The 21,948-nt window shown below is 68.8% G+C and carries 25 protein-coding genes; 12 read left to right on the forward strand and 13 right to left on the reverse strand.

From position 1 onward, the window contains the following. Position 1 precedes the first annotated feature (1 nt). Both EV648_RS23180 and EV648_RS23185 read right to left on the reverse strand, forming a co-directional pair. The gene (locus EV648_RS23180) at positions 2 to 634 is read right to left on the reverse strand and encodes an NADPH-dependent F420 reductase (protein WP_132295401.1); all 633 of its coding nucleotides are present in this window, start codon (positions 632 to 634) and stop codon (positions 2 to 4) included. Beyond that, complete coding sequence (locus tag EV648_RS23185; RefSeq protein WP_132295404.1) at positions 631 to 1,113, reverse strand: MarR family winged helix-turn-helix transcriptional regulator; 483 nt, start codon at positions 1,111 to 1,113, stop codon at positions 631 to 633. Before EV648_RS23185 ends, EV648_RS23180 begins: the two co-directional genes overlap by 4 nt. A 249-nt stretch (positions 1,114 to 1,362) precedes the next feature. Between EV648_RS23185 and EV648_RS23190 the strand changes: the two genes are divergently transcribed. The 3 genes from EV648_RS23190 (at position 1,363) to EV648_RS23205 (ending at position 3,622) form a co-directional block, all read left to right on the forward strand. Beyond that, complete coding sequence (locus tag EV648_RS23190) at positions 1,363 to 1,860, forward strand: DUF2505 domain-containing protein (RefSeq protein ID WP_132295407.1); 498 nt, start codon at positions 1,363 to 1,365, stop codon at positions 1,858 to 1,860. Between the two features lie 97 nt (positions 1,861 to 1,957). Next, positions 1,958 to 2,152: a hypothetical protein gene (locus tag EV648_RS23195; RefSeq protein WP_132295410.1), complete on the forward strand. Its 195-nt coding sequence runs from the start codon at positions 1,958 to 1,960 to the stop codon at positions 2,150 to 2,152. A 609-nt stretch (positions 2,153 to 2,761) separates the two neighbouring features. Next, positions 2,762 to 3,622 (forward strand): hypothetical protein, encoded by an 861-nt coding sequence (locus EV648_RS23205; RefSeq protein ID WP_132295413.1) that lies wholly within the window; start codon positions 2,762 to 2,764, stop codon positions 3,620 to 3,622. Between the two features lie 15 nt (positions 3,623 to 3,637). On the opposite strand, the gene pruA is transcribed toward EV648_RS23205, so the two are convergent. The 5 genes from pruA to EV648_RS23230 all read right to left on the reverse strand — a co-directional run bounded on the left by pruA (position 3,638) and on the right by EV648_RS23230 (position 9,105). Next, positions 3,638 to 5,266, reverse strand: coding sequence for an L-glutamate gamma-semialdehyde dehydrogenase (gene pruA / locus EV648_RS23210; protein ID WP_132295416.1), 1,629 nt, complete (start codon positions 5,264 to 5,266; stop codon positions 3,638 to 3,640). A gap of 317 nt (positions 5,267 to 5,583) precedes the next feature. Next, positions 5,584 to 6,006 carry a VOC family protein gene (locus EV648_RS23215; RefSeq protein WP_132295419.1) on the reverse strand — a complete coding sequence of 141 codons (423 nt, stop codon included), beginning with the start codon at positions 6,004 to 6,006 and terminating at the stop codon, positions 5,584 to 5,586. A 122-nt stretch (positions 6,007 to 6,128) separates the two neighbouring features. Next, positions 6,129 to 7,073, reverse strand: a complete 945-nt coding sequence (locus tag EV648_RS23220) for a Ku protein (RefSeq protein WP_132295422.1) — start codon at positions 7,071 to 7,073, stop codon at positions 6,129 to 6,131. A 29-nt stretch (positions 7,074 to 7,102) separates the two neighbouring features. Next, positions 7,103 to 7,642, reverse strand: coding sequence for a hypothetical protein (locus tag EV648_RS23225; RefSeq protein WP_132295582.1), 540 nt, complete (start codon positions 7,640 to 7,642; stop codon positions 7,103 to 7,105). Then, on the reverse strand, positions 7,642 to 9,105 hold the full coding sequence (locus EV648_RS23230) for a wax ester/triacylglycerol synthase family O-acyltransferase (RefSeq protein WP_132295425.1): 1,464 nt from the start codon (positions 9,103 to 9,105) through the stop codon (positions 7,642 to 7,644). The genes EV648_RS23225 and EV648_RS23230 overlap by 1 nt, the downstream gene beginning before the upstream one ends. A gap of 220 nt (positions 9,106 to 9,325) precedes the next feature. Between EV648_RS23230 and EV648_RS23235 the strand changes: the two genes are divergently transcribed. The 3 genes from EV648_RS23235 (at position 9,326) to EV648_RS23245 (ending at position 12,074) form a co-directional block, all read left to right on the forward strand. After that, positions 9,326 to 9,817 carry a cupredoxin domain-containing protein gene (locus tag EV648_RS23235; RefSeq protein WP_132295428.1) on the forward strand — a complete coding sequence of 164 codons (492 nt, stop codon included), beginning with the start codon at positions 9,326 to 9,328 and terminating at the stop codon, positions 9,815 to 9,817. After that, on the forward strand, positions 9,814 to 11,172 hold the full coding sequence (locus EV648_RS23240) for a hypothetical protein (RefSeq protein WP_241995509.1): 1,359 nt from the start codon (positions 9,814 to 9,816) through the stop codon (positions 11,170 to 11,172). The genes EV648_RS23235 and EV648_RS23240 overlap by 4 nt, the downstream gene beginning before the upstream one ends. 164 nt (positions 11,173 to 11,336) lie before the next feature. Further along, positions 11,337 to 12,074 (forward strand): nucleotidyltransferase domain-containing protein, encoded by a 738-nt coding sequence (locus EV648_RS23245; RefSeq protein ID WP_132295431.1) that lies wholly within the window; start codon positions 11,337 to 11,339, stop codon positions 12,072 to 12,074. Here EV648_RS23245 and EV648_RS23250 read toward each other — a convergent pair. The 5 genes from EV648_RS23250 to EV648_RS23270 all read right to left on the reverse strand — a co-directional run bounded on the left by EV648_RS23250 (position 12,037) and on the right by EV648_RS23270 (position 16,827). Next, complete coding sequence (locus EV648_RS23250; protein ID WP_132295588.1) at positions 12,037 to 13,260, reverse strand: glycosyltransferase 87 family protein; 1,224 nt, start codon at positions 13,258 to 13,260, stop codon at positions 12,037 to 12,039. The two genes, EV648_RS23245 and EV648_RS23250, sit on opposite strands and share 38 nt — an antisense overlap. A gap of 2 nt (positions 13,261 to 13,262) precedes the next feature. Then, positions 13,263 to 13,919 carry an HAD family phosphatase gene (locus tag EV648_RS23255; RefSeq protein ID WP_132295433.1) on the reverse strand — a complete coding sequence of 219 codons (657 nt, stop codon included), beginning with the start codon at positions 13,917 to 13,919 and terminating at the stop codon, positions 13,263 to 13,265. A 67-nt stretch (positions 13,920 to 13,986) separates the two neighbouring features. Then, positions 13,987 to 14,775, reverse strand: coding sequence for a DUF4097 family beta strand repeat-containing protein (locus EV648_RS23260; RefSeq protein WP_132295436.1), 789 nt, complete (start codon positions 14,773 to 14,775; stop codon positions 13,987 to 13,989). Between the two features lie 112 nt (positions 14,776 to 14,887). After that, positions 14,888 to 16,165, reverse strand: coding sequence for a P-loop NTPase (locus EV648_RS23265; protein WP_132295439.1), 1,278 nt, complete (start codon positions 16,163 to 16,165; stop codon positions 14,888 to 14,890). Continuing rightward, on the reverse strand, positions 16,165 to 16,827 hold the full coding sequence (locus tag EV648_RS23270) for an SAF domain-containing protein (RefSeq protein WP_132295442.1): 663 nt from the start codon (positions 16,825 to 16,827) through the stop codon (positions 16,165 to 16,167). Before EV648_RS23270 ends, EV648_RS23265 begins: the two co-directional genes overlap by 1 nt. A 190-nt stretch (positions 16,828 to 17,017) precedes the next feature. On the opposite strand from EV648_RS23270, the gene EV648_RS23275 reads away from it, so the two are divergent. After that, a complete protein-coding gene (locus tag EV648_RS23275) occupies positions 17,018 to 17,272 on the forward strand; it encodes a helix-turn-helix domain-containing protein (protein ID WP_132295445.1) in 255 nt (84 codons plus the stop codon). Here the strand turns inward: EV648_RS23275 and EV648_RS23280 are convergent. Beyond that, complete coding sequence (locus tag EV648_RS23280) at positions 17,269 to 17,814, reverse strand: hypothetical protein (RefSeq protein ID WP_132295448.1); 546 nt, start codon at positions 17,812 to 17,814, stop codon at positions 17,269 to 17,271. The genes EV648_RS23275 and EV648_RS23280 overlap by 4 nt on opposite strands. Before the next feature lie 169 nt (positions 17,815 to 17,983). Here EV648_RS23280 and EV648_RS23285 point away from each other — a divergent pair, with 169 nt between their 5' ends. From EV648_RS23285 to EV648_RS43345, 5 genes are all read left to right on the forward strand, one after another. After that, a complete protein-coding gene (locus tag EV648_RS23285; RefSeq protein WP_132295451.1) occupies positions 17,984 to 19,162 on the forward strand; it encodes a LysM peptidoglycan-binding domain-containing protein in 1,179 nt (392 codons plus the stop codon). Position 19,163: 1 nt separating this feature from the next. Next, positions 19,164 to 19,886 carry an Rv3235 family protein gene (locus EV648_RS23290; RefSeq protein WP_132295454.1) on the forward strand — a complete coding sequence of 241 codons (723 nt, stop codon included), beginning with the start codon at positions 19,164 to 19,166 and terminating at the stop codon, positions 19,884 to 19,886. A gap of 127 nt (positions 19,887 to 20,013) precedes the next feature. Next, positions 20,014 to 20,703: a helix-turn-helix transcriptional regulator gene (locus tag EV648_RS23295; protein ID WP_241995511.1), complete on the forward strand. Its 690-nt coding sequence runs from the start codon at positions 20,014 to 20,016 to the stop codon at positions 20,701 to 20,703. 9 nt (positions 20,704 to 20,712) lie between these two features. After that, on the forward strand, positions 20,713 to 21,225 hold the full coding sequence (locus tag EV648_RS43340) for a hypothetical protein (RefSeq protein ID WP_199234761.1): 513 nt from the start codon (positions 20,713 to 20,715) through the stop codon (positions 21,223 to 21,225). Continuing rightward, a complete protein-coding gene (locus EV648_RS43345; RefSeq protein WP_199234762.1) occupies positions 21,177 to 21,755 on the forward strand; it encodes a hypothetical protein in 579 nt (192 codons plus the stop codon). Before EV648_RS43340 ends, EV648_RS43345 begins: the two co-directional genes overlap by 49 nt. Positions 21,756 to 21,948: the final 193 nt, after the last annotated feature.

The raw sequence follows: 21,948 nt of genomic DNA on the forward strand, positions 1-21,948 counted from the left end.
TTCAGGCTGCTTCGGCGCTGACGGTCGACTCGAACTCCGCGCGGCTCAGCGCCACTCCGAAGACGGGACCGCCCGGTTCGAGCAGCCGCCCCGCGCGCAGACCGTCGAGCCGGACCGTGTCGTAGCCGATGTCCTCGATGACACCCGCCACCAGGTCGACCGCAGTACGGCCTCCGGCGACGCCGAGTGCCCGCCGTTCCGGAGAACCAACGGGTCGGCGGTCGTCGGCGAGCTCGTGGTAGCCGAGGTGGTTGAGGGTCTTGACCACGGTCGACCGGGCGAGCCGTCGCTGGACGATCTCGCTGCTGCCGAAGCGGTCATCGTCGAAGAGTTCCTGGACGCCGTCGACCGGTGGCCAGTAGTTCATCGTGTCCACGACGAGCTTGCCCGCCACCAGGTCGGGGTCGAACGTCGCGAACTTGTGCAGCGGGATCGACAACACCACCAGGTCGGCGTCGGCGACGGCATCAGCGGCCCAGCGCGCTTCGGCGCCCGGCACCAGCACCTGGGTGATCAACTCGATCTCCGCCGGATCACCCGAGGCCGAGATCGACACGTCGTACCCGGCCTCGATCGCGACGCGCGCGATCACCGGCCCGACATGCCCTGCACCCAGTACTGCGATCCGGGTCATCGCGCCGCCACGTGCTTCTGCAGGGTCTGCATCACGTCGGCGAGCGCGTCGAACTGATCAGGCGTCAGCGCATCCGCGAAGTACTTCTTGATCGCCTTCGTGTGCGGTGCGGTCGCTCGCCGGAACGCGGCGGCTCCCTCGTCGGTCAGCACGACCTCGGCACCGCGGTTGTCGGTCGCACAGTCCTCCCGCCGGATCAGCCCGCGCTTCTCCATCCGCCCGAGGTGGTGGGAGAGCCGGCTGCGCTCCCACTCCATCTCCGCCGCCAGCCGCGACGACCTACTCCGCTTGCCTTCGGCCTCGCTCAGCGCGAGCAGCACCTGGTAGTCCGCCGGGGACAGCCCCGACTCCTCGGCCAGCTGAACGCTCAGCAGCCGCCGGAGCTCGGCGGTCGTGTCGACCAGCGACCGCCAGACCGTCAACTCCTCCACCGTCATCCGCCGCCGGTCCACCGCGGCCGTCCTGCCGTTCCCCACCATCCCGCCTGCCTCGCTCTGTCGTCCCGTATCCGATTGATGTATCAATGATGACACGTCAATCAAATCCGCGAACGAGAGACCCTACGAACCCGCATCGCGCCTCCTACCTAGAAGCCTGCCCTGCATTGGTAGGAAACTTACGAGCGGCTATCACTGTTCGGTAATCACTTTCCCGTAACACTCCGTCACTGTCGCGGCACGGCTGCATCACGACCTCGGTGACCGATCAGTAGTGCCATGATGTGCGGCATGGAGCTGAAGATGTCGGCGTCGTACGACGCCACCCCTGAGGAAGTCTTCGCGATCGTCAGCGACGCCACCTTCCGCGAGCAGGCCTGCGAGAAGACGAAGGCGCTGTCGTACGACGTCAAGGTGAGCCAGTCCGGCGGCGACACGATCGTCCGGGTGCAGCGCGAGATGCCGTCCGACGACGTGCCGGACATCGCCCGGAAGTTCGTCGGCCAGACGCTGACCGTCGTGCAGACCGAGACCTGGCACCCGGCCAACGCCGACGGGTCGCGCGACGCCGACGTCAAGGGCGAGATCGCCAACACCCCCGTGACGCTCAAGGGCAGCGCACGGATCGCCGCGAGCGGCAGCGAGACCGTCCAGTCGATCGACCTCGACGTCAAGGTCGCCGTCCCGCTGATCGGCAAGAAGATCGAACCGTTCGTCGTCGGCGCGATCCGCTCCGGCCTGCAGAAGGAGCACGACCTCGGCCGCGACTGGCACAACGGCACCAACTGACGATCGGCCCAACGACACGCCTGCTGAACCGTGTCGCTGACCTGGTGAACCCACCTCCGGTGGCAGTCTGAAAAGGACACTCGGAGGTGGGTTTTTCATGCGTACCCAACGCCGCAGGCCGGCAACCGACGACACGCAGTACTGCGTCCTCTGCGACGCCGTGGTGCTCTTCGAACGGGTCGAGACCGGGGATCACCCCGAGGACGACCCGGCGGCCGAGTGGATCTGCGTGATGTGCGGTTTCGCGTTGTTGATCGGACCGGCCGCGCAGCCGCTGCACCGCACCGCCTGAACCACGGCGCGGGACGAAACCACAGCTGACCCAGCGGGCGTGAGCCGGGTCGAGCGCATTGGCGACCAACTGGGCGACGGTTGGAGTCGAACGCGAGCCCGACATGTCCGACGAGCTCGGCCGGCAGGCGTCAGTACCCAGAGTTCGGGGTCCCGCCCCGGGGCCGGCGGAGACCCCCGAAACCGGCACTTTGTGCACGACCTGAGCAGATTCCTGCGCCCCGACTACTCAACCGGTGCACAAAGTGCCGCCCCGGAAAGACGGGACGCCGGCCGAGCGTGACCCGGAACAGGTCGAGACCCTGATCGACGACCTGACTGCCTTCTACATCACCGTCCGCCGCGGCCTGTCCCGGTAGGGCCTTCCGATCGCGGTCATCTGACTGATACCGCGGCGACGGGCTCGGCCTCATCCTTAGGGGTGGGAGGCGATGATCCGTGCTTGCGAGGTTGGTCCGACGCGTTCGGTCGACCTGGGGCGAGGGCGTGCTGCGGACTTTCGGGACCGGTGGACTGGGACTCTGGCACATGCGGCCGGCGGCGGGAGGACCGACAGGAGAAGTGCGGCGGATGCCGGAAGCGGCACCGCCGGCTGTTACGCCTGCTCGCGGTGCTCGTCAGCCTGCAGGTCGTCGGCCTGCTGGGGCTGGCGGCCTTCGGTCTGGGCGCACCGACCTGCCAGCCACCGGCGAAACTGACCGTGAACCAGGCGGCGGCCTACACCCGCAGCGGCGCCAGTCCGGCGGTATTCGCCCGCCAGGTGTTGACGGCCGGCCAGACCGGGCTGGCGCTGACCTACGCGAAGACGCGGGGCGCAAACGTCTGCAGGTTCGCGCCGAACGGCAATCTCGTCGCGCGGATGGAGTCGGGATTCGCCCGCGGGGGCACGATGTACGGCCACGTGTTCCTTACCTATGCGCACGACGACTACTCGTACCGCGAACTGCGGTCGATCAAGCGGCATGAGACGCGGCACACCACCCAGTGGGCGGCGGGCACTCTCCTTGGCGGGCCGCTCGCCTTCCCGGTCGCGTACAGCGCCGACGAGTTGGTCGCGCCTGGGCCCTACAACCACTTCGAGCGAGCCGCCGGGCTGACCGATGGTGGGTACGAGGTTCCGGACCGCCCTTCTCCGACTCTCACCCGCGTGTTCATCGCCGCGGTGCTGGTCGGTCTGGTGCTGTTCGAGCGGCACCGCTTCCGCCGCCAGTTCCTGCTGCTCCGCACTCACTTCCTTCATCGTCGAGCGACCCGGGCCAGTGGGCAGGTGCCGTGGTGGCACGCCGGGACGCAGCCGATCGCCCGCGGGCGGATCCTGCGCCTGCTGAGCCGGGTCTCGCCCGGCGCGGCGAACATGCTGGAAGAACACCGCCGTCTGCAGCAGGTCGGCTGCCCGTCCTGCGGCGCGATGCCGGACAGTCCGAACAAGAAACGACCGGCCGAGGCAGGTGCGCCGGCCGGTCGTCTCTAAGCTGCCTGGTTGGGCTCAGCCCTGGTGCGGGTAGCGGTAGTCGATCGGCGGGGCGAAGGTCTCCTTCATCGAGCGGGGGCTCGCCCAGCGGATCAGGTTCCACATCGAGCCGGCCTTGTCGTTCGTGCCGCTCGCGCGGGCGCCACCGAACGGCTGCTGGCCGACGACCGCGCCGGTCGGCTTGTCGTTCACGTAGAAGTTGCCGGCCGCGAAGCGCAGGTACTCGCTCGCCTCGGCGACGGCGGCCCGGTCTTGGGCGATCACCGCACCGGTCAGGCCGTACGGCGCCGCACTCTCCATCTGCTGCATCACCTTGGCGTAGTCGCCGTCCTCGTACACGTGCACGCCGAGGATCGGTCCGAAGTACTCGGTGGTGAAGATCTCGTCGGTCGGGTCGTCGGAGACCAGCAGCGTCGGGCGGACGAAGTACCCCTGGGAGTCGTCATAGGTGCCACCGGCAAGGACCTCGATCGCGTCGGACTGCCGGGCCCGGTCCAGCGCCGCCTTGTGCTTGGCGAACGCGCGGTCGTCGATCACGGCGCCGATGAAGTTCGACAGGTCGCTGACGTCACCCATCGTGAGGGAGTCGGTCTCGGCGGCGATGTCGTCGCGGATCTTGTTCCAGACCGAGCGGGCGACGTACGAGCGGCTGGCTGCGGAGCACTTCTGGCCCTGGTACTCGAAGGCGCCGCGGACCATCGCGGTCTTCAGTACGGCGGGGTCGGCCGAGGGGTGCGCCAGGATGAAGTCCTTGCCGCCGGTCTCGCCGACCAGGCGCGGGTAGGTCTTGTAGCCGGCGATGTTCTGCCCGACGGTCCCCCACAGGCTCTGGAAGGTCCTGGTCGAACCGGTGAAGTGGATGCCGGCCAGGTCCGGGTGGGTCAGCGCGGCCTTGCTGACGTCGATGCCGTCACCGGTGACCAGGTTGATCACACCGGCCGGGAGCCCGGCGGCCTCGAACAGCCGCATCGTCCAGTGCGCCGCGAACTGCTGGGTCGGCGACGGCTTCCAGACCACGGTGTTGCCCATCAGCGCGGGCGCGGTCGGCAGGTTGCCGGCGATCGCGGTGAAGTTGAAGGGGGTGATCGCGTAGACGAAGCCCTCGAGCGGCCGGTAGTCGACCCGGTTCCAGATCCCCGGCGAGGAGATCGGCTGGTCGTTGATGATGTTGCGCGCGAAAGCGACGTTGAAGCGGAGGAAGTCGATCAACTCGCAGGCGGCGTCGATCTCGGCCTGCTGGACCGTCTTGGACTGGCCGAGCATGGTCGCCGCGTTCAGGGTGTCGCGCCACGGGCCGGCCAGCAGGTCGGCCGCCTTGAGGAACACCGCCGCGCGGTCGTCGAAGGACAGCGAGCGCCAGGCCGGAGCGGCCGCGAGCGCGGCGTCCACGGCCGCCTTGCCGTCCGCCTCGGTGGCGTTGCCGAGCGTGCCGAGCACGTGCGCGTGCTTGTGCGGCTGGACCACCTGGACCTGGGCGCCGCCGCCGAGTTTCTGCTCGCCGCCGATCGTGCAGGTCAGGTCGATCGCGCCGGCCGCGTTGAACTCCTTGAGCTTCGCCTCCAGGCTGCCGCGCTCTGGGGAGCCGGGCGCATACCCGCGGACGGTCTCGTTGACAGGCGTGGGGACGGCGGTGACGGCATCCATGGTGTGCGGTGCTCCTAGATCGGCTCGGCTGGTTCTCGGCCCGGCTGGGTCTGTCGACTGCTGGCGGCTCCCTCGTGGGGCCCGATCGGGGCCTGCCGCGACAGGTTCGCGTCTTCATGCTGCCACGTCGGACGCCTTACCACGAACCCGACTGGTCCGCTCCTGAACCCGTCACACCCCGCGGCACCATTTGTAGCATGCGTTTCAGCCGAACACCCGGCACAGCAACGATGCTGAGACGGCACCGCTGCTGCGTGCGAGCAAGATCACCCAGGGCACCACAATGCCCTGACGAGAGCTAGATCAGGCGTGACCCCTCAGGGACGCCAGGGCATGTGCTGGAGGGTCCAGGTGTTGCCATCGGGATCGGCGAAGGATGCGTAGAACACGCCGCCCATGTCTTCCACCGGCGCAACGTCGACGCCGCGGCCGACCAGTTCCGCCCGGGACGCTTCGATGTCGGCGACCACCAGGTGAAGGCCCCGGATCGAGCCGGCCGGCATGTCGAGGGTGGGGAGACCCGAGCTCAGGGTGATCGAGCAGTACGAACCAGGCGGCGTCAGCTGGACGATCCGTACGCCGTCCGCCGGGGTGACGTCGACGTCGACCTTGAAGCCGGCCTTCTCGGAGTAGAACGCCTTGGCCCGGTCGATGTCGGTGACGGGCACCGGCACGAGTTCGAGCAGATAGACACCCGCCTCGACCGCCGCCGTCGGGTTCTCGATCGGATTCTCGCTCATGACGGGCCTCTCGCCTCAGGAACAATCCGCCAAAGATCCCACAACACCGTGTGATCGGGCAGGTGTTGCCGGAGGATCTCCCGGAAATTCACCGGTCGAGATCCTCCGGCCACCCGGAGTCATCAGGCGGACTTCTTCGCTGCCTTCTTGGCCGCGGTCTTCTTGGCCGGGGCCTTCTTCGCGACGGCCTTCTTGGCGGGAGCCTTCTTCGCCGCGGGGGCGGACTTCTTGGCGGCGGGCTTCTCCTCCGCGTCGCCCTTGCCGCCACCGCCCGAGCCGCCACCCGCGCGACGGGCCTTTGCGGCTTCCACCGAGGCACGGAGCGCGGCGACCAGGTCGACGACCTCGGCGCCCTCGGTCTCCTCCTCCTCGGCCTCCGGGATCGGTACGCCGGCGGCCTTCGCCTCGACGACCTGCTCGAGCGCCTGCCGGTACTCGTCGTGGTACTGGTCCGGGTCGAACTCCCCGCGCAGGGTGTCGATGTACGACTCGGCCATCGCCTTCTCCTGCTTGCGGATCTCCACGTCCTCGGACGGCGCCGCGAAGGAGGAGTCGCGGACCTCGTCCGGCCAGAGCATCACCTGCAGGACGAGCACGTTGTCGTGGGTGCGCAGCAATCCGAGGCTCTCCCGCGAGCGCAACGCCACCTTCACCAGCGCGTACAGCTCGGAGCCTTCCAGCGCGTCCCGGAGCAACACATACGGCTTCGCGCCGGGCCCACCGTCAGCCGCCAGGTAGTACGACTTGCCCAGGTAGAGCGGGTCGACCTGGTCGGACGGCACGAACTCCAGCACGTCGATGACCTTCTTGCTGGACAGCGGCAGGTCGGCGAAGTCCTCCGGCTCGAGCACCACCATCCGCCCGTCGGCCATCTCGTAGCCCTTGCCTATGTCGGAGTACGGGACTTCCTCGCCGCACTCCTGGCAGACGCGCTTGTACCGGATCCGGCCGCCGTCGGCGACGTGGACCTGCCGGAAGGAGATGTCCTTCTCCTCCGTCGCCGAGAACACCTTGATCGGGATCGTCACCATCCCGAACGAGATGGCACCCTTCCAGATCGCCTGCATCGCCATCAGCTCCCTGTCAGCTCAACCGGTCAGGCCCGGAGCCCGCCGCGCGGGCCTTCCGCGGCGAGGAGATCCGGGATCTCCTGGGTCGCGTACCACAACAGATCTTCACCCTCGCACGAGTCGAGGGCGAAAACAGCGTCCTCATCACCCCCATTTGCAGTGTCACCGTGGGCGGCGTCCCAGGTGTCCGCGGCCTTCCCGACCACCCCCGCGGCTGCCACCGCGTCCACGTGTACTGCGGCCACCTTCGTCCACGGGATCACCACGCGCATCTCCAACCGGGCGTCGCCCAGCTCCACCGTGCCGTCGGCCGGCGGGACCGCGCCGACCTCGCAGGCGATGACCACCCGTCGCCGCGCCGCGCTCGGGTCGGCCGCGAGCAGCCCGACCGAGGCTCGCGCCGCCTGAGCCATCGCGGCGTACTCGAGCTCCTCGTCATCGCCGCCGGAGTACCACTCGCGCAGCGCCGGCGTCACGGCGTACGCCGTCAGTGGCGCCGGTCCGATCTCCCCGGCGTGGCAGGCGGCGTCGAGCAGGGGAATGGTCGATGGGACGTAGATCCTCATCATGAGTCCGCCTTCTTCGTGCTGCGAGGGTTCTTCCGGCCGCGCGAGGCACGGTTCCGGCTCCCCTTGGTGGTGTCGAGCAACTCGTCGAGCGCGTCGGTGACGCACTGGGCGAACACGGTCAGATCCGGCATCGCCGTCCGGTCCGCGTTCAGCCCGAAGGACACCTTCCCGTCGTACGACGTGACGCCCACCGACAGGCCCTGGCCGGGCATCAGCGGGACGACCGGGTACGACGCCAGCATGGGCGCGCCCTGTGCGTACAGCGGGAACTGCGGCCCTGGCACGTTCGTGATCACCACGTCGTCGATCGGCCGCACGGTCGCGGTGGCCACCCGGGCAGCGAGCGCGTGCAGGGTGGTCGGCGCGAAGCCGGCGATGCCGACCAGCGAGCGGGCGCTCACGGCCCGGCCGGTGTCCTTGTGCACCTTCGTCTGGTAGGAGATCTGGTGCAGCCGCATCACCGGCGAGTTCTCCCCGACCGGCAGGTTCACCGTCGACGAGATCACCCGGGAACCGAGCGAGGTCGGCTCCTCGTCATCGTCGTCGCGGATGCTCACCGGCACGACCGCGCGGACCCCACGGGTCGGGCTGACGCTCTCACCCCGGGTCATCATCCAGGCGCGCAACGCGCCCGCGACGACCGCCAGGACCACGTCGTTCACCGTGCCGCCGTGCATCGCCCGGACCGTGCGGTAGTCCTCCAGGTCCGTCTGGACCGTGGTGAACCGGCGTTGGCCTGACGTCTTCACGTGCAGCGAGCTCTCCTGGACGTGCCGCTGCGCGACCACCGAGCCGACCACGTCACCGAGCACCTCGCGGACCGAGGTGGACCCGGTCAGGCTGGCTATCTCGGCCCGCGCCAGCTCCAGCACCGCGGTCGGGTGGCGGGTGGCGTCGGCGAACACCCCGGCGAGCAACTCCAGCGCGGACGGCGGGTGCGCGGGCTGCCAGGTGTCGGTCGGCGTGTCCCGCGGGTGGGCGGTCGAGTCGAGCACCACCTGGCCGATGTCGACCGTGCTGGTGCCGTCGACAAGCGCCTGGTGGGACTTGGAGATGATCGCGAACCGGTCCCCCTGCAGGCCCTCGACCAGGTACATCTCCCAGAGCGGCCTGGCCCGGTCGAGCCGCCGCGACATGATCCGGGCGACCAGCTCGAGCAGCTGGGCGTGCGTCCCCGGCCGGGGCAGGGCAGACCGCCGTACGTGGAAGGTGATGTCGAAGTCTTCGTCGTCGACCCAGACAGGCCCGGCGAAACGGCCCGGCACGTTCTGGACGCGCTGCCGGTACCGCGGCACGAAGGCGATCCGGTCGCGGATCAGCGCAACCAGGCGCTCGTAGTCGAACCCGTCGTCGCCGTGCACCGGCGGCTCGAAGATGTCCACGGTGCCGACGTGCATCGGCGTGGCCGGACTCTCGGCCTTCAGGAAGGTCAGGTCCAGCGACGTCAACCGGTCCGGCATCCAGGCCCTCCTTACTCCTCAGGTACGTGTGCAGTCACCCTAACGGTGTGCGCCGACAGTGGGCTGCGACACTGGCTGGGCGAGGCGGACGTGGCCCACAGCGATCGTGACACGACCGATGGTGCATACCGGGAACACTGGACCGGGCGCGTTCGTCAGGCAAGAGGGTGCGTCACGCGCCCGCGTACTGGAACCGACCTGCTGAAAGGCCCCTCGTCTCATGCGTTCGACGCTCTCCCGCGGTACCGCGCTCGCGCTCCTGCCCGCCCTCGGCATGCTGGTTCTGGCCGGCTGTGGCGGCGGCGACGACTCCGGCGCGGGCGCGAGCCCCAGTCCGTCGGTAGCGCCCACCGCGTCCCCGACCGAGACGCCGAGCGGCACGCCGAGCACCCCGGGTGGGCCGAAGACCAACACGCCGTCGAACACCGCGGACCCGTCCGGCGACCAGGCCGACGTGACCCTGAACGTCACCGTTGCCAACGGCAAGGTCAACCCGAGCGGTTCGAGCATCAAGGTGAAGGCCGGCCAGACCGTGCTCATCACCGCCGTCAGCGACGCCGCGGACGAGCTGCACATCCACGGCTACGACAAGGAGCTCGAGCTGGCCCCGGGCAAGCCCGCCTCGGTGAAGTTCACCGCGAACATGAAGGGCACCTTCGAGGTCGAGACCCACGAGAGCGGCAAGCTGGTCGCCAAGCTCGTCGTCTCGTGACCGCGCTGATCCTCCCCACGCAACTGGCGACGCCGCTGCTGCTGCCGCTGCACGGGATCGGCGGCCGGCAGGACCTGCCGATCCCGTTCGGTCTGGCCGTCGGCGGCGCCGCGGTCGCGATCGCGCTGTCGTTCGCGATCCTGGCCGTGGCCTGGCGGAACCCGAGGTACCGCGGCAACGCCTCCGGCAAGCCGTTGCCCGCCGCAATCACCCGGACGGTCGACTCGTCCGGCTTCCGCTGGTTCGTCCGGCTGGTCGGGCTGGCGATCTTCCTCTACGCGATGGTCGCGCTGCTGTTCGGCGTGGACCGGCTGACAAACCCGATCTTCGGCTTCGTCTACATCCTGGTCTGGGTCGGCCTGGTCCCGATCTCGATCCTGCTCGGCCCGGTCTGGCGCACCCTGAACCCGCTCCGGACGATCCACCTGCTGATCAGCAAACTGCTGCGGCAGCCGCCTTCCAAAGGTCTGTTCGAACTGCCCGCGGGGCTCGGACTCTGGCCCGCGGCAGTCGGCATCTTCGCCTTCACGTGGCTGGAACTGGTCGCCCCCGACCGGGCCACCCTGCCGGTACTCCAGGCCTGGCTCGCCCTGTACGTCGTGATCATGCTGTTCGGCGCGATCCTCTTCGGCGACCGCTGGTTCTCCACCGCCGACCCGTTCGAGGTCTACGCCACGCTGATGTCCCGGCTGTCCCCCTGGGGCCGCCGCACCGACGGCGCCCTGGTGATCCGCCGCCCCTTGGAGAACCTCGACGGCCTGAAGCCACAACCCGGCCTCGTCGGCATGGTGGCCGCCCTGCTCGGCTCAACGGCGTACGACGGGTTCTCGAACTCGACAGCGTGGATCGGGTGGGCCCAGAACACCGACTACTCGATGACCACGCTCGGCACCTTGGCGCTGCTCGCGTTCATCCTGTTCGTGCTGGTGACGTTCTCGAGTGCCGCCCTGCTTGCCGGTCGGCTGTCCGACAGCTCCCGTCGAACGCTGCCGAGGCTGTTCGCGCACTCCGTCGTACCGATCGCCTTCGGGTACGTCGTCGCGCACTACCTGACCCTGCTGATCCTGGAAGGCCAACGGTCGCTGATCTACCTCAGCGACCCCCTGAGCAACGGCGCCAACATCTTCGGCACCGGTCTGCTCGGCCTCAACACCGGCATCACCAACCACAGCACCACGATCGCCGTCATCCAGGTCCTAGCAGTAGTAGGCGGCCACCTCATGGGCGTCGTCTCAGCCCACGACCGAGCAGTAGCCCTCTTCCCCCGCAACAAAGCCCTAGCCGGCCAAATCCCCCTGCTGATCGTCATGGTCGGCTACACAGTCGGCGGCCTCCTATTGCTGTTCTCCGCCTAGTACTACGTCCCGCGCCGGGTTACCTCCTCTTGTTGTGGGTTACCCCTGCGCAGACGACTAGGCAACCCACAACAAGAGTGGGTAACCCAGCAGCGTGCGGGCTGCCACGGGCATCGCTCCAAAATCGGTGCGTCGGCTGATGGGGGCGGGGTTAGGTTGGCGGGATGTTCAGTGTGCGGGATCGCGAGCAGCTACGGGACGAACTCGTTGCGGCAGCCAAGGCGGACAGCAGGATCAGTGGGGCGGCTCTGACCGGGTCCGGGGCTGTTGGCGCTGAGGACGAGTGGTCTGACATCGACCTGGCCTTCGGGCTGGTCGAGGGGGCCGATCAGGGTGAGGTGATCGCCGACTGGACTGCCCGCATGTATCGGGAGTACGGGTGTGTGCATCACATGGACATAGGTCGGCGGGGGACGATCTATCGGGTGTTCCTGCTGGAGAACACGTTGCAGGTGGATGTCGCCTTCGCGCCCGCGGAGGAGTTCGGCGCCTACGCACCGACCTTCCGGCTGCTGTTCGGGGAGGCGGTCGAGCAGGAGCAGGCGCAGGAGCCGGCGGCGATCGACCTGGCCTCGATGGGGTGGCTGTATGCCCTGCACGCTCGGTCGAGTATCGCTCGCGGCAAGGCGTGGCAGGCGGAGTACATGATCAGTGGTGTTCGCGACCAGGTGCTTGCGTTGGCCTGCCTTCGGCACGGCGTCACCTCATCGCAGGGCCGCGGTCTCCACCTGCTGCCTGTGGCTACCACCGACCCGATCAAAGAAACCTTGGTCCGCTCACTCGACCAGGACGAGCTCACCCGCGCCCTCCGCGCCGCGGTCGCAGTACTGCTGACCGAGATCGCCCACGTCGACCAGGACCTGGCTAGACGGTTGACGGGGCCTTTGCAGGCGCTGGCTTAGGCAGCGAGCGGCTGGTGTAGGCCAGGATGAGGAAGGCGATCATGCCGAGGATCAGGTGGGAGTTGCCGGGGATCGACTGCCAGAACGACCAGCTCAGCTCGCGGTCGTCGCGGTACGGGACCCACCAGATCGACCTGAGCACGAACAGGCCGTACCAGAGGATGCCGGTGGCGACGGCCGGTCGGTAGCCCCACTGGCGGTTGACCGCGCGGATCAGGCTGACGCCGAGCGGGATGATCCAGACCCAGTGGTGGCTCCACGAGACCGGAGACGCGTAAAGCACGGCCAGGGCCATCACCGAGATCGCGGTGACCCGTTCGTCGGCCAGCCAGAAACGACGCGCCAGCCAGAGCACGGCCAGGCCGAAGACCGCCGACAGCAGGAACCAGGTCGGTTCGACCCAGGACGCCTCGTCGCCGAGCCGGCTGAGGAATCCCATGAAGGACTGGTTCGCCGTGTAGGCCAGACCGCCGACGCGGTTGGCGTTGCGGATGACGACCGTCCAGTACTCCCAGGACTGGTTCGGCACCACCGCGAAGCCGATCGCCATCGTCGCGAGCAGTCCGAGCACCGCGTTCCGGAAGGCCCGCCACTGCTTGGTGATCAGCAGGAACGCCAGGAACGGCAGCGGCGTCAGCTTCACCCCGATCGTGACCCCGACCCAGAACCCACGCCACTTCGCGTTCGCCGGCCGGACCAGGTCCAGCAGGATCATTGCGGTGAGCAACAGGTTGATCTGGCCGAACTGGATCGTCTGCCAGACCGGCTCGAGCAGCAACGACAAGCCCGTCAACGCCGCCAGTACTACGATCCGCCGCTCGCGCCACTGCCCGGGCAGCAGGGACCAGGCCGTCGCCGGGAGGCTGGCGCGCCAGATCAGCCCGATGCAGAGCACCGAGATCGTCGTCCAGACCACCAGGGCGACACCCCAAGGAACCGCCGCCAGCGGCACCATCGCGATCGCCGCGAACGGTGGATAGGTGAACGGAAGACCCGAGCCCGGCAGCTGCGCGTCGTACAGGGACTCGCGGTCGAGCAGGACCGAGCCGCCCATCCGATAGACCTGCAGGTCGATCATGCCGTCGAAGAGCCCGTAAGCCCAGGCGCCAAGGGTGACGAAGATCGCGCAGCCCAGGATGGCGGCGACGATCCAGCGCCGGTCGGTGGTTCGCGAGCTGGAGGTCATGGTCACGTCAGGTCGACTCCGAACAAAGACTCCAGCTCGCGCCGCGTCTCGTCGTACGAGGTGTGGTGGATGGCGGTCATGCCGAGCGTGCGGGCACCGTCGACGTTGAGCTCGAGGTCGTCGATGAAGACGCATTGCGCCGGGCGCAGGGCGATCCGCTCGGCCGCGAGCTGGAAGATCTCCTTCTCCGGCTTGCGCAGCCCGACCTCGCCGGAGATGACGATGTCGTCGAACATGCCGTCCCAGGTGTCGCGCGGGTAGGTGTTGCCCCAGGAGTTGGACAGCAGCGCGGTCCTGATGCCGTGCGACTTGGCCCGCCGGATCAGCGCGGACATCTGCGGCTGGTGCTCGAAGTGCGCGAACATCCGCTCGATCAGGCCCTCGGCCGGGACCGGGGTGCCGTCGCGACGGATCAGCACGGCGGCGAGTTTGCGCTCGAAGTCGGGGACCGCGATCTGACCGCGCTCGAGCGCGTGGATCGGGTTCAGCTCGGCCTCGGCCGGCGTCGCGGCCAGCCAGTCGACGATCGCCTGGTAGTAGGCGTCGAAGTCGAGGTCGTCCAGCTCGGCCCACCGGCCCAGGGCCACGTCGAGACCGTCGGTGAGCACGCCACCCCAGTCCACCAGCAGGCCGCGCAGGTCGGGCTTGTCGTCAGGCATGCGCGCAAGACTACTCAGGACATACGGGCGGTCCCCCGGGGACATACGCGCGGTCCCCGGCGGTCACTCAGCGGTGGTACTCCACCGTGACGTCACCCGAGGACGTCTCCGCCTTGATCGTACGGAGCGAGGAGGGGTCGATCTTCACCCTGGCGGACTCGTCACCCGACGACGTGTCGGTGTCGACCCTGTACGCCTCGTCACCGCTGGGCAGGAGGACCGTCACGTCGCCGGAACTGGTCTTCGCGTCCACCGACGACGGCGCCTCGGTGAAGGTCAGGTCGACATCGCCCGAACTGCTGTCGCTCTTCACCGACGACGCGGTCAGGTCGTGGGCCTCCAGGTCACCCGATGAGGACTCGAGCGTCAGCACCCCGCCGATCTGGTGCGCCTCGATGTCGCCCGAGTTCGACTTCAGGTCGGCGCCGCCCGCCAGCCCGGATACCTTCAGGTCGCCGCTGCTGCTGTCGATACTCACCTTCAGATCCTTCGGCACGGTCACCACGTACTCCGTGTCGCAGCCGAAGGAGAGGAATCCGCAGCCGGTGTCGCGGATCTCCAGCTTGCCGTCCTTGTACTTGTCCTTCGGGTCCGAGCCGAACACGTTGCGCTCGAACCGCCGGTCCACGGTGATCTCGCTGACATCGCCGGACCGCACCTCGAGATCGGTCGAGCTGGTCTTGATCGACAGGGCGGTGCCCTGCACGGGGTAGGTGTCGTGGCTGTTCTTGGTGCCCTCGGTCAGGCCGGTGAGGGCCCAGTAGAGACCGCCGAGGATCAGGGCGACCGAGATCGCGATGCCGTATCTGCGCTCGGTGCTCATCGTGCTGGCCGGACGGCCCTGGACCTCGGACATGACTCTCCCCTGGCGCTGCTGCTCTACCGCTCTGCTGCTCCCACGGCCGGTGACCGTTTCGTCAACCCTGGCATATCCCCGGTCCGTTGTCGGTGGGGTTTTCCCCCCTAAATCAACTGAGGAGATCCCTGAGAACCCCCGCCGCCAACTGCTGCATCCCCTTGCGGAGCTTGCTCGACTTCGCCGCGTCGGCCAGACTCCGCCCGTGCGACAGCGCCGCGTCACACGCCGCCTGGTCGAACGGCAGCAACGCCGCCGCCTGTACTCCGGCGTACCGGCTGAGCGCCTCCGCGACAGCATCGGCAGGGGAACTCCCCAGCGACCCTGAGCGAACCCTGTTCACCACGACCCGGGTGTTCGCCGACGGCACCACCGCGCGGAGTTCGTGCAGCGCGCGGATCAGCCGGGTGAGGCCGACCGGGTCGGCGGTCCCGACCACGATCACCTCGTCGGCCTCCTCCAGGGTTGCCAGGGTCGCCCCGTTGCGCCGGGGCGCGAGAGTGTCGAACGAGATCTCCTCATCGCTCTCGATGCAGAAGCCCGCGTCGACCACCGTGCAGGGCGCGAGATTCCTGGCCGTGGACCAGACCGACTCGATCGCCGTCGGGCGGAGCTCGGTCCACCGGTCGGCGCGGCTCAGCCCGGTCAGCACCAGCATGTGCGGCCCGACCTGCCTCGCCTGCCGGGCGAGCACCGCCACGTCGAGCGAACCACCGCTGGCCGAACGCGCCGCCGCGGCGAGCCCCGAGGTCTCGTCGAGCATGCCGAGCAACTGAGCCACCGTTCCGCCGTACACGTCGGCGTCGGCAAGCAGTGTGGAGACCCCGCGCGCAGCCAACTCCGTGGCCAATCCGACCGCGACCGTACTGCGGCCCGGGGCGCCGGTGGGACCCCAGACGGCGATGACTCGGCCGGCTCCCTGACCGTACGGCTCGTAGCCGTTTCGTTCTGGGTTGGCCACGGTCTCGCTCGAGAGGGGGACGAACCCGCCGGCGAAGTGCGACACGGTGGCCGGCGGTCCGGACTCCACCGCGTCGGTGATCGCCCGGCCGAGGTCCTCGGCGCTGACGTCGGCCGGGAGGATCCGCTCGATCCCCATCCGGCTCAGCCTGTCCTCGGCGCCGGTGGGCTCGCCGTTGTCGGACGGATCGACCAGTGCGAGCACGGCGATGCGTCTCGCGTGCAGAGCCGCTACTGCGTCAGACGTCAACCTGGGAAGGTCTTCTGCGAGCAGGACCGCCCTGGCCTGTCCACTAGCCGCCGCGGCCATCACGTCGGCGATGTCCACGCATCTGCGGACTACACGGATCCCCTGGGCTCTTTCGGCCCGGCGTACGACGTCGGCCTCCCACGGCGCGCCAGTCACCGCAAGGAGGACTGGTACCGACATCAGCGGCCCCGCCGGATCAGCACTGGCTCACCGGTACTCATCATGGCCAGCGCAGCAGGGAGTCTCGTCAGTTCTCTCGGCTCGAGGCCGACCAGGACCTGTCGTCGGGACGATCCGCCGGCCACCCCCTTCGCGGTGTCCACCTGGATCACGCGGACCTCGGCCCAGAGTTGCTTGGCCGGCTGGTCGGCTGCCTTCGGCACCACCCAGATGTCGACGTGGTCTCCGGCCACTGTGTCCGCGGGGAGACGGCCGGTCGCGATCGACAGCGGTAGTTCGGTGCGCTCGCTGTCCGCCTGGGTGACCGCGGCCTGCCTCGGGACGAACTCGCCCTTGCTGACCGCCCGGGTGACGACCAGGCCCTTGAGATCCGCGTCAGCGGCGACGTACTGGCCGGCAGCCGAGTCGCTGGTGAAGCGGACGCGGACCGTGGTGAGGTCCTGGCTGGTCAGCTTGGTGCCGGCCGGCAGATCCCGCTCCGCGGCCCAGATGGCGGTGGTGTCGTCCGCGGCCGACAGCAGTTTGGCGCCACCGAGTGCGGTGATGGCGACGAGCAGCACACCGAGCAGCAGGCGACCGTCCTTCCATCGGGCCCGCCGGTTGCGCAGGGTCGGTGTGGACGGCGCAGCGAACCCGCTCCGCACCACTGGACTGTCGGCCACTCGAACTCCCCAGAAATTCTCGGTTACCGCCTGATCGCTCTTGGCGACGACATTCTGCCGTGTCCGCGGTCTGGCCGTTGACCGTCGTCCACAGGGCGGGGACGCCTGGGGACAAACTGGCTGATTCGGATGCCAACCGTGGCAAACTGAAGCAACCAGCCCGTCACCGACTCGAAGGGGAACAGCACGCATGCCGGCTCCGCGCTTCCTCCAGTTGTCCGACGTCGCCGAGGTGCTGAACATCTCGGCAAACCAGGTGTATGCGCTGGTCCGTCGCGGCGACATCCCGGCGGTCAAGATCGGCGGCCGGGGCCAGTGGCGGGTGGAGTCGTCCGAGCTGGAGAAGTACATCGAGCGGCTCTACACCGAGACCAAGCAGTTCATCGACACCCATCCCTTCGGCGAAGAGGCCGAGGCCGCCGACTCCGAGGACGTCCGCAGCTAACGGCGGCGTACTGCGTCCAAGGCGCGGGTGGGGACGAGGCGGGTGTTGTAGACCTCGGTACGCCGGCGCGGCGCGTCCAGCGGGTGCTCCGCGATCTCCAGGAAGTCGGCGCCGACCCGGTCGATCGTGCCGGTGACCGGGGTTCCACCACAGAACAACGTCACAGGCGAACGATCCCGAGCGATTCCCCGCAGCAGGTGCGACAGACCTAGCTTCGCGGCGACGGCCCCCTCGGCAGGCTCCGCCCACGGACCCAACCGGTGGACCGCGGTGAGAGCGGCGTCCGAGATCAGCCATTCCTCGTAGCGCTCGGCCTCGAGCAGCAGGCAGTCCTTGCCGACCCGGCTGAGCGTGCCCTGGACCGGATCGGCCTGGGTGAGCTCGACCCGTACGACGGTGCCGACCGCGCCGCGCAGCCGGTCGAGCACGGTGATCTTGCCGACCTCGGCGCGGATCCGGTCCGCCACCTCGCCGTACAGATCGCCGTCCTGCATCGCCTCGAACTGGGACTCCAGATCCTCGAACAGAGCTTCCAGACGCATGCCGCGAACCTACTCGGTCGAGCGGTCATCGCCGCCACTTTCCGTGCGGCGGACTCACCGTCCGTGACACTTTCATATGATTTCGACTTGCCAAGAGCAGGCTAGGCGGGTCTATATTAATCAAGCTAAAGCAAACTCAAGCAAACTCATGGATCGAAGGCGAAACGAGATGAACGCGATGATCCGGGGTCTGAAAGGGCTTCTCGCGCTCGGCGCACTGGGTGGGATCGGCCTGCTGCTGCGCTGGGTCACTGCAGACTCCATCGGTTCCGCCACCACGCAGGACCTGACCTCGATGGCATCCCTGGCCGTCGGATCGGTCGCGTGGGTCGCCTATGCCTGGCTCCTGATCGCCGTGCTTGCCACCGTGCTGGAGCAGGTGCCGGGCGTCGTGGGCCGCTCGGCCTCGATCGTCGCCACCCGGATCACCTCACAGAGCTCCCGAGCACTCCTCCGCTCAGCCCTGGGCGTCGCCGCCGTCACTCCGCTGACGATCGGCGTCGCTCACGCCACCCCCGGCGACGGCAACCACCAACGCCCCTGGACCTCGGTCGAACCCCGCTCCACCATCCAACTCACCGGCGACCCGTCCAACTGGCGAGCCACCGAACCCCCATCCACCCTCCGCCTGACCACCACCCGCCCCGCCCATCAGTCCCCTTCAGCACACCCGCACTCCGCAGCCCCCGGCGAGCGCCCGACGGACCGCACGTCGGTTCCCGAGAAGCCGTCGGGGCTGAGCCTTTCCGGCGACTCGGCGAGCCCGACGGGCCGCAGCGCCACGCGGCCCGCAGTACCGGCGAGCCCGGATGTTCGCTCCACTGCGCCGCAGCGGACTAGCGCTGAGGCGGCGCCTCGTCAGGCTGCCGTCGAGCCGCGGTCCGTGGTGGATGGGGAAGGGTCTACGGGCCGAACCTCGGTGCCTGAGCAGGCTTCTGGGTTGCGCCTCACCGGGGACTCGAAGCAGCCGACGAACGCCGGCGCCGAGCCAGGGTCCGCAGTACCGGCCGATCGCGGCTCGGCGCGGACGTCGGGGCCGGATCAGGTGGCTGTGCCGGATCGGCCTACCTCGGGAGCCGCCACGCGGTACACCGACCTCAAGACGGGCCAGCGAGTCCGGCCGGCTTCGCACATGGTCCAGCCCCGGGAGTCGCTCTGGTCCATCGCCGCGGCTGAGCTCGGCCCGGCGGCGACAGACGAGGAGATCGCGACTCGCTGGCCGCAGTGGTACGCGGCGAACCGCCAACTGATCGGCTCCGACCCCGACCTCATCCACCCCGGCCATGTGCTCCGTACCCCGGCACCCACGTCCGTCCAGCCCGTGCCGCCTACCCACCAGGAGAAGTGACATGAGTCAGCCCTCACACCTCGTCGCCATCCACCCCCTCCCGACCTCCAGCACAACCCCGCACCCCGTCCCCGCACCCCAACCGCCCACCCCCACCCAGCGACCTCAGACCGCAACTCACCCCGACCTCCAACTGCCCGAAGCCGGAACCCAGCCGATCGCCAAGCTGCACAAGTCCGAAGGGCAGCCAGTCGGCGGACCGCCGCGGACCGGCGGCGAGCCCGGGCAGCCAGCTGCGCCGACTCGGCTTCCTGTTCGGGTGGCGAAGGGCGAGGCCCAGCGTGGGCCGGTGACGGATGGGGCGCTGGCTCTGCGGTATCAGGATGTTCCGGAGGTGCAGGTCGCGCCGGCTCGGCCTGTGCTGCGGCTGGTACCTACTGGGCCGTCGTTGCCCGACGCGCAGGCGTGGGCTCCTCGGCTGGTTCAGGCGCTGGCGGAGGTACTCGCCGGTGACCGGCCGATCGGTCAGTTGGTGCGGTTCACCGACACCGTGGTGTTCGCCGACGTCAGCCGCCGGGTCCGCGTGCTCGGCCTGACCACCACCGCCACCGCCCGCGGCGCCAAGGAGCGCAGTGCCGTCCGCTCGGTCCACGTGTTCACGCCGGCCACTGAGGTCGCCGAAGTCGCCGCCCACGTCCGGTACGGCGACCGCTCCCGCGCGATGGCCCTCCGCCTCGAGGTACACCGCGGCCGCTGGATCTGCACCGCCCTCGAACTCGGTTGACCTCCCGGCGTCCTACCCGGCGCTACCGGATCGTGCACCGGCGTCGGCGTCGACCTCCGCCAGTACCAACCGGCCACCTGAGGACGGCGCAACGGAAATTGTCGGTGGGGCCGCTCAGACTGGTGGGGTGAGTCAAGTGGTGCAGCCGTATCGCGAGCGGGTCGCCCGGATGCCGGGGGCCGTGGTGTGGACGCGTACGACGGACGGCGGGCCGTACCGGATCCTGCCGGACGGGTGCATGGACTTGCTCTGGGTCGAGGGAAAGCTGGTTGTCGCCGGGCCCGATACGCGGGCCTACCTCGGGACCGCCGAGCCGGGCACCCGGTACGCCGCCATCCGGTTCGCGCCGGGGATCGCGCCGGGCTTCCTCGGAGTGCCCGCCAAGGAAATCCTCGACCGGCGAGTGGCTTTGTCGGACCTTTGGTCGCCGGGGCGCAGCCGCCGGTTGGCGGATCGGATCGGGAGGTCGCCCGATCCTGCGACAACACTCGAGGATGCGGTCGCCGACCTCTTCAACGAACCGGACCACCTGGTGAGCCATGTGCTGCGTGGCATCCGCCGCGGCGTCGCAGTACCGGCTCTGGCGGGGGATGTCGGGCTGAGTGAGCGGCAGTTGCATCGGCGGTGCCTGGACGCCTTCGGGTACGGACCGAAGATGCTCGACCGGGTCCTCCGGATGAATCTGGCACTCGACCGGGCGCGCACAGGTCTCTCGCTCGCCGAGGTCGCCGCCCGCACCGGGTATGCGGACCAGGCCCACTTCACCCGCGACGTGAAGGCGTTGGCGGGAGTCCCGCCGAGAACCCTCCTCGCCTGACAATCAGGCATGAGCTTCTCCCGACGCGCAGCCGGAGCCACGAACGCCACGGCCCTGCGGCACAACCCGCTGAACGCGGTCACCGCGACGGTCGAACGGATCACCGACGCGGAGGGACACACGCTGATCCGCAAGGAACTGCAAGAACCGACCGGCACGGATGGTCCCTGGAAGGCCTCCGAGGATCCGCGGCACTGGAACTACTGGCGGCGCGAGCTGGAGGTCTACCGAGACGACCGACTGCGCGAGCAACTCGCCGGCACGGGTCTCGTGCTGCCCGAGGCGGAAGTCGAAGAACACCCGGCGGCGCGGTTCTCTTCCTGGAGGACATTGAAGGTCTGCCTGGCACGGAGTTCGCTCTCGACGATCATGCGGCACTGGCGCGAGCGTGTGGGCGGTGGCAGGCGAGGCCCGCGGATGAAGTGCCGTGGACCTCGGTCGGGTTTCTCCACGACTACTCCACGACTCGCGATGTGCCGTGGAAGTTGCTCGATGACGACGCGGCCTGGAAGCAGCCGTTGATCGCCGAGAACTGGCCTGCCGGGCTCAGGTCCGATTGGGCCGAACTGCTTGCCCATCGCATTGAATTGCTCACGCTGGTCGAGGGCCTGCCGCGAGCGCGGTGTCACCTCGATCTGTGGGTCTGCAACGCGATCCGCAGGCCCACTGGTGAGATCGCCTTGCTGGACTGGGCGTTCACCGGCGACGGCGCCCTCGGCGAGGACATCGGCAACCACATTCCAGACGCCGTCTTCGACCTCTTCTGGCCCGCTGAGCGGATCGCCGAACTGGCCGAGACCTGCATAGACAACTACCTCGAGGGTCTCCGCGAAGGCGGCTGGCGAGGCGATGCCGACCTGGTTCGCCTGGCCGTGATGGCGTCCGGAGTCAAGTACGCGTGGCTCCTCCCCGGCCTCCTCGGCCGAGCCTCAGAACCCACCCACAACGCCTACCACCAACAAGCCGACTCCCAACACCTCTTCCACCAACGTGGTCAGGCGCTCTCCTTCATCGCCACCTGGACCGCCGAAGCCCTCCGTACCTCGAACTGAGGCCCGGTGAAGGCGTCGACCGGTGAGGCCCGACCGCTGGCGGTGAGTGACGCGCCGACGGCGACCGGGTGAGCGTCCGGTCGCCGTCAGTGTGACGGGCTCTAGACGCATTTTCCGCATTGCGATGAGTTGAGTGTCGTCACGATCGCGCTGTCAGGCTGTTGCCGTGGCGGCGCGATCTGTTGTGTTGCGG

This window comes from Kribbella sp. VKM Ac-2568, assembly GCF_004345365.1.
Classification (GTDB): Bacteria; Actinomycetota; Actinomycetes; order Propionibacteriales; family Kribbellaceae; genus Kribbella; species Kribbella orskensis.